10 protein-coding genes and 1 pseudogene are annotated in these 10,291 nt (G+C 33.3%); all 11 read left to right on the top strand.

Features of this window, described 5'->3' with window-relative positions:
* Positions 1-124: pseudogene (locus ACN0QX_RS10130) on the top strand (beta-ketoacyl-[acyl-carrier-protein] synthase family protein); the annotation flags it as partial.
* Positions 124-1,188, top strand: a complete 1,065-nt coding sequence (locus tag ACN0QX_RS10125; protein WP_417196786.1) for a beta-ketoacyl synthase chain length factor — start codon at positions 124-126, stop codon at positions 1,186-1,188. The pseudogene ACN0QX_RS10130 and the gene ACN0QX_RS10125, both read left to right, overlap by 1 nt.
* A complete protein-coding gene (locus tag ACN0QX_RS10120; RefSeq protein WP_417196784.1) occupies positions 1,182-1,958 on the top strand; it encodes a polysaccharide deacetylase family protein in 777 nt (258 codons plus the stop codon). Before ACN0QX_RS10125 ends, ACN0QX_RS10120 begins: the two co-directional genes overlap by 7 nt.
* Before the next feature lie 52 nt (positions 1,959-2,010).
* The gene (locus tag ACN0QX_RS10115; RefSeq protein ID WP_417196783.1) at positions 2,011-2,568 is read left to right on the top strand and encodes a LolA family protein; all 558 of its coding nucleotides are present in this window, start codon (positions 2,011-2,013) and stop codon (positions 2,566-2,568) included.
* Between the two features lie 16 nt (positions 2,569-2,584).
* Positions 2,585-3,157: a hypothetical protein gene (locus ACN0QX_RS10110; RefSeq protein WP_417196781.1), complete on the top strand. Its 573-nt coding sequence runs from the start codon at positions 2,585-2,587 to the stop codon at positions 3,155-3,157.
* Complete coding sequence (locus ACN0QX_RS10105) at positions 3,154-3,798, top strand: outer membrane beta-barrel protein (RefSeq protein WP_417196779.1); 645 nt, start codon at positions 3,154-3,156, stop codon at positions 3,796-3,798. The genes ACN0QX_RS10110 and ACN0QX_RS10105 overlap by 4 nt, the downstream gene beginning before the upstream one ends.
* 8 nt (positions 3,799-3,806) lie before the next feature.
* The gene (locus ACN0QX_RS10100) at positions 3,807-4,172 is read left to right on the top strand and encodes a 3-hydroxyacyl-ACP dehydratase (RefSeq protein WP_248397196.1); all 366 of its coding nucleotides are present in this window, start codon (positions 3,807-3,809) and stop codon (positions 4,170-4,172) included.
* A 6-nt stretch (positions 4,173-4,178) separates the two neighbouring features.
* On the top strand, positions 4,179-4,676 hold the full coding sequence (locus tag ACN0QX_RS10095) for a hypothetical protein (protein WP_417196776.1): 498 nt from the start codon (positions 4,179-4,181) through the stop codon (positions 4,674-4,676).
* A gap of 11 nt (positions 4,677-4,687) precedes the next feature.
* Positions 4,688-5,341, top strand: coding sequence for a hypothetical protein (locus ACN0QX_RS10090; protein WP_248397192.1), 654 nt, complete (start codon positions 4,688-4,690; stop codon positions 5,339-5,341).
* Between the two features lie 76 nt (positions 5,342-5,417).
* Positions 5,418-6,614 carry a DUF2062 domain-containing protein gene (locus ACN0QX_RS10085; RefSeq protein WP_376858478.1) on the top strand — a complete coding sequence of 399 codons (1,197 nt, stop codon included), beginning with the start codon at positions 5,418-5,420 and terminating at the stop codon, positions 6,612-6,614.
* Positions 6,607-10,290: a 1-acyl-sn-glycerol-3-phosphate acyltransferase gene (locus tag ACN0QX_RS10080; protein WP_417196774.1), complete on the top strand. Its 3,684-nt coding sequence runs from the start codon at positions 6,607-6,609 to the stop codon at positions 10,288-10,290. The genes ACN0QX_RS10085 and ACN0QX_RS10080 overlap by 8 nt, the downstream gene beginning before the upstream one ends.
* Position 10,291 lies beyond the last annotated feature (1 nt).

Raw genomic sequence — 10,291 nt, 5'->3', positions numbered from 1 at the left:
AATGCAGAAATTCTCAATAACCCGTGAATTAGCGCTAAAAGAAAAACCACTTAAAACGGTTATGTCCAACTCGTTTGGATTTGGAGGAAATTGTTCAACTGTAATATTTTCAAAAGACGCCTAATGAAAAACGTATACATAAATAGTTTTGGTTCCGTTTCTGCGCAAAATACGACAGATGAAGCTGATTTTCTAAAAGACATTATTTCATATAATGCCACAACTTTTCCTGCTATAAATCCGAATTATAAAGATTTTATTCCGCCTGCTGCAGCCAGACGCATGGCAAAAGGAATTAAAATGAGTATTATAGCTTCCAAATTAGCTTTAAAAAGAGCACATTTGGATAATGTTGACGCCATTATTACGGGAACAGGAATGGGCTGTTTACGCGATTCGGAAAAGTTTTTAAGTGCCATAATTGATGATAACGAACAGTACTTAACACCAACACCTTTTATTCAATCAACACATAATACCGTTGGTGGACAAATTGCTTTGGAAATTCAATGTAAGGGCTATAATTTTACCTATGTGCATGGGAGCAATTCCTTTGAGTCTGCGCTATTAGATGCCAAATTACAGTTGGAATTAAATGAAGCTAAACATATTTTAATTGGTGGTGTTGACGAAATAGGCGATTATACCATTTCACTTAACAAACTCATAAAACACATAAAAGAAGTACCTGCTGAAAGTTCACAAATAGTAGACACCAAAACTAAAGGTGCTATTTATAGTGAAGGCGCTAACTTTTTTGTAGTTTCCAATGAAAAGCAAGATTCTTCTTTAGCCATCGTTGAAGACTTACAAACCTTTAATACCTTGCCATTGCACTCCGTAGCCGAAAAGGCGCGCGAATTTTTAAAAGCAAACAACCTAAATCCATCAGAAATAGACACCCTTATTTTGGGGAATAATGGTGATGTTGATTTTGATTCTTACTACGAAACATTAACACGAGGTGATTTTCAAAACACACAGCAACTAGCTTACAAACCTTGGATTGGGGAATTTAACACAGCTTCTTCGTTTGGGCTACTTTTAGGAGCTCATATTTTAAAAACACAAACCGTTCCTGAAGCTTTTCAGATGAATACTATTACGCCTTCTCATTATAAAACCATACTTTTATACAACCAGTATCGTGGAGAAAATCATAGTTTCACCTTACTTCGTCAATGCTAAATTTTAAATTAGTAACATTAACAACCAGTGTTATTTTTATAGGTTTATTAGTTGTTTTTCTAATAAATCCTATAAGTATTTGGTGGTTTGTTTTACTTTTTTTTATTTGGTTTATGCTTACAGCTTTGGGTTCGGGATTGGTTGGTTGGAACTACCATATTAAAATTTTAAATGCGAATAAAAACGCTACTAAAAACCACATAGCCATCACCTTTGACGATGGACCAAACCTAGTGTTTACGCCTCAAGTTTTAGCGCTTCTAAATTCATATCAAGCTAAAGCCACATTTTTCTGTATTGGAAAACATATTGAAAATCATCCGGATCTTTTTAAACAAATTATAGCGGAAGGTCATACCATTGGGAATCACACCTATTCTCATGCCAAAAATTTTGGCTTTTTTAAAACGAAGAAGGTTCAAGCGGAATTGGAAAAAACAAATCGTATTATTAAGCAATATAGCGGTTTAAGTCCCAAATTATACCGTCCGGCATTTGGAGTAACCAACCCACGTATTGGTCGTGCAGTTCAAAACTTGCATTTAACCACGATTGGTTGGAATAAACGCTCATTAGATACTACTAATCTATCTGAAGAACAGATACTAAAACGTACCATTAAAAACCTTAAACCTGGCGATGTGATTCTTTTACACGACACGAGTGATAAATCTGTTAGGGTTTTGGAACAGTTATTGTTATTTTTACGTGATAATAATTTTCAATCCGTTACGATTGATACCTTATTCAACACCCAAGCTTATGCGTAATATCTCTATACTGTGCTTCTTCTTTATTCTGAATTTACATGCACAAAAACCCATGAATTCAGCAGAGGCAGATGCCTTAAAAAGCGTGGTTAAACAGCAAGCCAAAACCACAAAAACCATTACAAGTGCCTTTACGCAGTATAAACACATGGATTTTTTATCTAATGATATTATTACCAAAGGTAACCTGCATTTTAAAGCGCCAAATTTGGTAAAATGGTCTTATACCGACCCCTTTGTTTATTCTGTTATCTTTAAAGATAACAAGCTATATATTAATGATGAAGGCAAAAAAAGTGATATTGACATGAGTTCAAGCAAACTTTTTAAACAACTGAATAGTCTCATTATTAACAGTATAAAAGGCGATATGTTTGATGCAGAAGAATTCCATATAGAATACTATAAATCTGGAAACAACAGCCTCGTTTATTTTAAGCCGAAGGACAAAAAATCGGCTTCATTTATTGAAGTATTTCAATTAACCTTTAATGCACAAGGTGATGTTGAAATTGTGAAAATGGTGGAACCGTCTGGCGATTACACCAAAATTGTTTTCAGTAATAAAGTATTAAACAACCCGGTTTCTGATGCGTTATTTAATCATTAGTTGTTGCTTTTTAATATTGAGCTGCGGGTCTTATAGTAAGAAGAACCAATTAACAGAACAGGAAGTAAAGAAGCAATTTATAACCAATCCGTATTTCTCTGATGCCAATCAAGACTATGTTTACAAGGCCAGTATTCAGATTTACGACAATAGTTTTGGTGGTTTATTAATTATTAAAAAGATTGAAGACAGTAATCATCGAATCGTTTTTACAACAGAAATGGGTGCAAAATTATTCGACTTCTCCATAACCGAAACGGAGTTCAAGGTTAATTATGTTTTGGATGAGCTCAATAAAAAACTACTAATAAATCTTTTAAAAACCGACTTTAAAGCTTTGGTTCAAGAGCAAAATTTGGTTTCTAAAAGTTTCATAAAAGAAACGATTCACATTTATCAAACGGCTATTTTGGGTAAAAAACACTTCTATTACGTTTCCGAACACCTAAATCAAATAATTCGAACGGGTTATCAAAAAGAGAAAGTTCACTTTTTGTTTACAGATATAAGTAATAATATTGCAAACCAAATTACTATTAAACATCATAATATTAAACTAGAAATTAACCTCAAATCAATTTCCAAATGAAAAAACTATCATTAATCATTTGCTTAATTTTTACTTCAGCAGTTTTTGCTCAAGTACAAGTCCGTCCTGGTTTTAAAGCTGGACTTAATGCCGCAACCGTTACTAACATTGATAATTCCACAAGAAAAGTAGGCTTTCAAGGTGCAATGTTTTTAAACATTCATTTTCCAAAAATTTATGAATTGCAGATAGAAGCATCCTATTCCAACCAAGGCTTTGGCCGTGACAACTTTACAATCAGTAATCCTTATGATGGTGAAATTTATAGATATTCTGGAAATGATGTGAGCATTCACTATATTGGTGCTGCCATCTCAAATAAATTCTTTTTTATTCCAGATGTTGGCTTGCATTTTTTAGTCGGACCTAGTTTAGAAATTAATGTGTCCGATAACACCAATGGCGACATTATTCCAATAGATATTGCTTTTTTTGCAGGTATTGGTTACGAATTCCCAATGGGCTTAGGTTTAGAGGCTCGCTACAAACAAGGGTTTGTTGATGTACGCGATGATTTTTATAACAATAATTATTATGACAACGATTATACTTTTGGAAATGAAAATGACTACTATTATAACGGCAATAATAAGCTAAATTCCGTATTTCAATTAAGTGTTTATTATAAATTTAAATTTTAATAAAACCCATGTTACTAAAAGATTTTTATAAAGTTAACTCACTAGAATCCACGGAAGGCAAGGCTATTGCTAACATTACTATCAATAAAGAACATGATGTTTTTAAAGGCCATTTTCCTGGGAATCCTGTAACGCCTGGTGTCTGTATGATGCAGATTATTAAAGAGCTGTCAGAAGAAGTTCTTTCAAAAAAACTCTTTATGGAATCCGCTAGTAATGTGAAATTTATGGCGATTATTAATCCATTTAAAACACCAGATTTAGAACTTACTCTGGATTTTGAAGATACCAAAACAGGATTTCGCGTTAAAAATATTACCAAGTTTAACGATACTGTGGCATTAAAATTGACTACGTCATACAACGTAATATAGGTACCTATGAAATTCATACTTATAAGTTTTGTCCTGCTCGTTTTTAACGTACAAACGTTAGAGTTAAATCAGGTACGTCAATCTTATAAAGAAGCGGCTCAAAGTCAAGAACTTGTAGATGCGTTTTATACGGCCATGCAATCAGTTTCTAAAACAGACGCTATGGCTTTAGTAGCATATAAAGGTGCGGCCATAGCTTTAAAAGCTAGAAGTGCAAAAACCCTAAAAGACAAAAAAGATGGTTTTATAGAAGGTGTAGGCTATATAGAATATGCCATTGAAACTGAACCCAACAATATTGAACCGCGATTTGTAAGATTAGGAATTCAAGAGAACACACCCAAAATTTTAAAATATAAAGATGCTATAGTAGAAGATAAGCAGTTTATATTAAAACAATATCAGTACATTTCCTCGAAAAATTTAAAGAACCATATTAAAGATTTTATTTTACAATCTACCGTGTTTACAGATGAAGAAAAACAAAGTATAACATCCAAATAACGTTACCAAATATGAAAAAAATTACCTACCTACTACTTTTCCTTTTTACCATTTCAATGTCCGCTCAAGACATTATTTTAACAACCATTAACGAAGAGATTTCCTCCAAAGTTGAAGAAATTCACATTGAAACCATCTCCTATAAAAAATCAGATAATCTTTCAGGACCATCCTATCATATAAAAAAGTCTGATGTTTCAAAAATTACCTTTGAAAATGGTAAAGTGGAAACCTTCCATTCCGTTGCTCCTGCCAATTCTGGCGATATTTCATTAATGGAAACGAAAGCTTTTTTAATTGAAAACATTGAAAAATACGGTTATGAACACAACAGTCATTTAAAAAAGGGATACAAAGCAACTTTTGAAGGAGACTATTTAAGATTATCCGTTATGAATAAAAAGGGTACCAAAGCTATAAACTCCATGCTTTATGATTTTGAAAATGTTTATGCTTATAAAAACATTGATAAAAGAAAAAAAGATCAAGCATATTTAAACATTTTTGTTCCATTTTTAAAGAATGAGAAGAAAAACAAGTGGGATAAAATAAAATTAGTAATGAGTGTTGATGGTCATGATCATGCCGAATCTATTTTAAATGCATTTAAACATTACACGGAACTACTGAAAGAACAAAGCAAAAAACCGGGACAAAAATTTTAGTTACTGCTGATTAGATTATCATAGTCCATTAAAAATCAGTATTTTTCAGTCACTAACTCCAAAAGGCTTTTAGTACGTGCAAAACCAAAGTATCACACAAAAAATTACCGATTTAAACGTTTGTATTTTAATTCCAACGTATAACAATCAGCATACTTTAAAGCGTGTGGTGGACGGAGTTTTAACCTACTCCAACAATATTATTATTGTCAATGACGGGTCAACCGATGCCACGACAGACATATTAAAAGACTATCCAAATATTCAACAAATTCATTTCCCCAAAAACAAGGGTAAAGGAATTGCTTTACGAACCGGATTTAAAGCAGCAATTGCTTTAGGCTATGAGTTTGCAATAACTATTGATTCTGATGGGCAACATTTCCCGAGTGATATTCCAAATTTCATCACAGAACTAGACCAACACAACACCAAGAACGTGTTGATTATTGGTTCTCGAAACATGAAACAGGAAGGTGTGCCTGGAAAAAGTAGTTTTGGAAATAAGTTTTCCAACTTTTGGTTCTGGTTTGAAACGGGTATTAAATTAAAAGACACCCAATCAGGATTTCGTTTATATCCGTTAAACGTTATTAAAAACCTGAAGTTTTACACCAATAAATTTGAGTTTGAAATTGAAGTGATTGTCAAATCGGCTTGGAAAGATACCGAGGTTAAAAACATGCCAATTCAAGTACTTTATGATGAAACCGAACGTGTCTCTCACTTTCGCCCATTTCAAGATTTTACGCGGATTAGCATTCTAAATACATGGTTGGTTTTTTTAACACTTATCTATTACAAACCACGACAACTATTCCGAAATATTAAAAAAAAAGGCTTTAAACGATTTTTTGTTGAAGACTTTCTAGGCAGTAAGGATTCACCAAAAAAGAAAGCACTTTCTGTTGCATTAGGGGTTTTTATAGGATTTTCGCCACTTTGGGGATTTCACACACTGATTGTTTTAACACTCGCTGTGTTTTTAAAATTAAATAAAACCATTGCTTTTGCTTTTTCCAATGTTAGCCTACCTCCTTTTATACCGTTTATTATTATTGCCAGCCTAGAATTAGGGCAATTTATTTTACAAGAACCCATTTCCTATTCTCTTACGGATTTGTTAGATAATTTTGAGGTTTTACAGCATCTTAAAACGTATATTGTAGGAAGTTTTGCTCTAGCAACACTTGGAGCCATTTTGTTTGGTTTTGCTGCCTATTTTTTCTTCGGCGTATTTAAAAAGAAGAAACGCGTTTTACAACATGACTAACTTTTTTTATCAAATATATCTTTGGATTGCTTCTAGAAAATTAATCAGTTTTCTGGGATTACTTGTCGTGGTTTCTGGACTCATAGTTTTGGCTAGCCACATTACTTTTGAAGAAGATATTACCAAACTTATTCCCACAAGCAGCGAAAATGAAGATGCTCAAAAAGTTTTAAAAACTGTCAATTTTGCGGATAAAATTATTGTCAATATCACGCGTGAATCTGGTGCTTCCGTTCAAGATTTAACCCAATACGCTGCTCAATTTATTGATAGTCTAGAAAAACATTCACAACCGTATTACACGAAAATTCAAGGACAAATTCCCGATGAAACCGTTTTAACCACATTGGATTTTGTTTACGAAAATTTACCACTTTTTTTAGAGACTGAAGATTACCTAACTATTCAAGGTAAATTGGATGCAGACAGTCTGCAAGCCATAACCCAAGCACATTACAAAACATTAATTTCCCCTTCAGGTTTTGTTGCAAAAGAAACCATTCTACGCGATCCTTTAGGATTATCCTTTATTGCGTTAAAAAAACTACAGCAGTTAAGTTTTGGCGATGCATTTATTTTAGAAAATGGCTTTCTATTAAGTAAAGACAAGCAGCATTTATTATTGTTTATTTCACCCAAACATAAATCCAGTGAAACATCTGAAAACGCTCTTTTTGCCGAGCAACTTTACAAGCTACGCGATAGTTTAAATAGCGATTTCGAAAACACCGTTAACAGTGCGTATTTTGGAGGTGCTTTAATTGCTGTTGCCAATGCACAGCAAATAAAACGTGACATTACTATTACAGTAAGTATTGCCATGAGTGTTTTGCTTTTAATACTGATTGTGTTTTACAAAAAAATATCCATTCCACTTATTTTATTTACACCTACCGCTTTTGGTGCCTTGCTGGCAGTTGCCATGTTGTTTGTAATCCGCACGAATATATCTGCTATTTCATTAGGTATTGGCTCGGTTTTATTAGGAATTACTTTGGATTATGCCCTTCATATATTAACCCATATTAGGAGTAACAATAATATTAAGGAATTGTATCAAGAGATTACTAAACCTATTTTAATGAGTAGTTTAACGACTGCTATGGCGTTTTTATGTTTGTTGTTTTTAAAATCGCAAGCGCTTCAAGATTTAGGAATATTTGCCGCCATTAGTGTTTTAGGTGCTTCGGTATTTTCATTAATTTTTATTCCTCAAGTGTATCGAATTAACAAAAAATCACTTCAAGGGAAAACAATTTTAGATACAGCTGCCAAATATCCATTTCATAAAAACAAATGGCTTATTAGCGGATTAGTTGCACTATTTGTGTTGAGTATTTTCACCTACAGCAAAGCAGGTTTTAACAACGATATTTCGCAATTAAACTATGAACCCGAAGAATTATTGCAAGCACAACAACGTTTAGATGCCTTAACCAATATTCAATCCAAATCGGTTTATTTAGCAGCTTACGGCTCTAATACGGAAGAAGCTATTACAGCCAATGATGCCGTATTTTCTAAACTACAAACGCTTAAAAAGGAAAATCAAATTATTAATTTTAGTTCCATTGGCGCTTTGGTACAAAGCCAAGACCAGCAACAGAAACACGTAGAAGCTTGGCGAAATTTCTGGCAGCCAGAAACGATAGCGTTTACCAAACGAGAACTAATTTCTAGTGGCGAAACGCTTGGGTTTAAACCAAGCACATTCCAGCAATTCTACAACCTAATGGAAGCTGACTTCAACACTTTAAATTTGGACGGTTTTAAAACCTTAAAAACGGTTTCTATTGAAGATTATATTGGCGAAGCTGATGGTTTTTCAACAGTCACATCGTTAGTGAAATTAGAAGACAATCAAACCGAAAGTTTAATAAAAACCTTTAAAGACCAACCACAAACCTTGGTAATTGATAGAAAGCAAATGAATGAAACCTTTTTAGGTGGACTAAAAAATGATTTTAATCGGTTGGTTGGCTATTCGCTTTTAGTTGTTTTAGTCTTGTTATTGCTTTTTTACAGAAGCGTGTCTCTTACCTTAGTGACGGCATTGCCAATTGCATTAACCTGGCTGTTAACCATTGGTATAATGGGTGTAACAGGTATTGAATTTAATATATTTAACATTATAATATCGACCTTTATTTTTGGTTTGGGTATTGATTATAGCATTTTTATTACCAACGGACTATTACATGAGTTAAAAACAGGCGAACGCGTTTTACCAACCCACAAAACGTCTATTATATTATCTGTAATCACCACTATTTTAGGTGTTGGCGTACTTATTTTCGCTAAGCACCCTGCACTTTTTAGCATTTCAATGGTGTCTATAATTGGTATTATTTCTGCTTTATGTATCGCCTTTGTTCTGCAACCCTTGTTTTTTAAATTTTTTATTGGAAGTAAAACAAGCAAACCGGCTCCTGTAGTTTTATTTATTTTCTCTAGTATTTCATTCACCTATTATGGTCTTGGTGGTTTGTTTTTATCCATCTTCGGGATGACTGTTTTACGCGTGATTCCGGTTAGTATGAAGAAGAAAATGGGCTGGTTTCACCGCGTAATGTCCAAGTTTATGAAATCGGTTTTAGATTCCTATCCCTTTTTTAAAACCCAAGTTATAAACCCAACAAACGAGTCCTTTAAAAAACAAGCTGTAATAATTGCCAATCATACGTCTTTCCTTGATATTTTGGCTATTGGCATGCTGAATCCAAAAATTATATTTTTAGTAAATGATTGGGTTTACAACTCACCGTTTTTTGGTAGAGCGGTTAAATTAGCTGGATTTTATCCTGTTTCTAGTGGTATAGAAAATGGCGTAACGCATTTACAGAAAAAAGTGGATCAAGGCTATTCGCTTATGGCTTTTCCTGAAGGAACACGGTCGTATACACACAAAATGAAACGTTTTCATAAAGGCGCATTTTATTTGGCCCATCAATTTAAATTGGACGTTGTTCCTGTTATTATTCATGGGAATTCTGAAATATTACCAAAAGGGAATTTCGTTATTAAACGTGGTCGTTTATCTGTAAAAATTTTAAAGCGTATTGCTTTTGATGACACCAGTTTCGGAATTACAGATCGGGAACGCACAAAACAAATTAGTGCCTATTTTAAATCGGAATTTAAAGCCTTTAGAAATGCTCATGAAAATGCAACCTACTTTCATAATATGGTCTTGGAGGAATTTCGCTATAAAGGTCACGAACAATATCTAACTATAAAAACGGACTTAAATACTCATCAAGATACCTACAAATATCTATTAGACACCTTGGAGGATGACGAAAGCATCACACATATTTCAAATGCCCATGGTCAATTAGATTTTCTATTGGCTGTAGATAGCCCAAATAGAAAAATTTCGAGCTTTCTAGAAAATTCTGCATCCCGCAAATTGGTACAAAACAGTTTTATTCCTAATAACCATTATAAAATTAATAGTGCTGAATCAATTTTAGAAGCCCTAAAAACGCCTAGCAATACACTCATTATTAATTCAGATGTGTTAACAAATACGCAATTAGAATCATTAAGTGCTCAAAACACAGCACGTGTTGTTCTTCTTTTTGAAAGTACAAAACGCTATTTAGCTATATTTGAAAAACTTAATTATCATATTAGCCATCAAACACAAAATTTAATTCTTTTAATTAAGCACTAAT

It is taken from the genome of Bizionia sp., from assembly GCF_048259285.1.
Taxonomy (GTDB): Bacteria; Bacteroidota; Bacteroidia; order Flavobacteriales; family Flavobacteriaceae; genus Algorimicrobium; species Algorimicrobium hallyeonense.
Note: the sequence above shows the minus strand (reverse complement) of the source record. Positions and strands in the feature narration are given on the sequence as shown.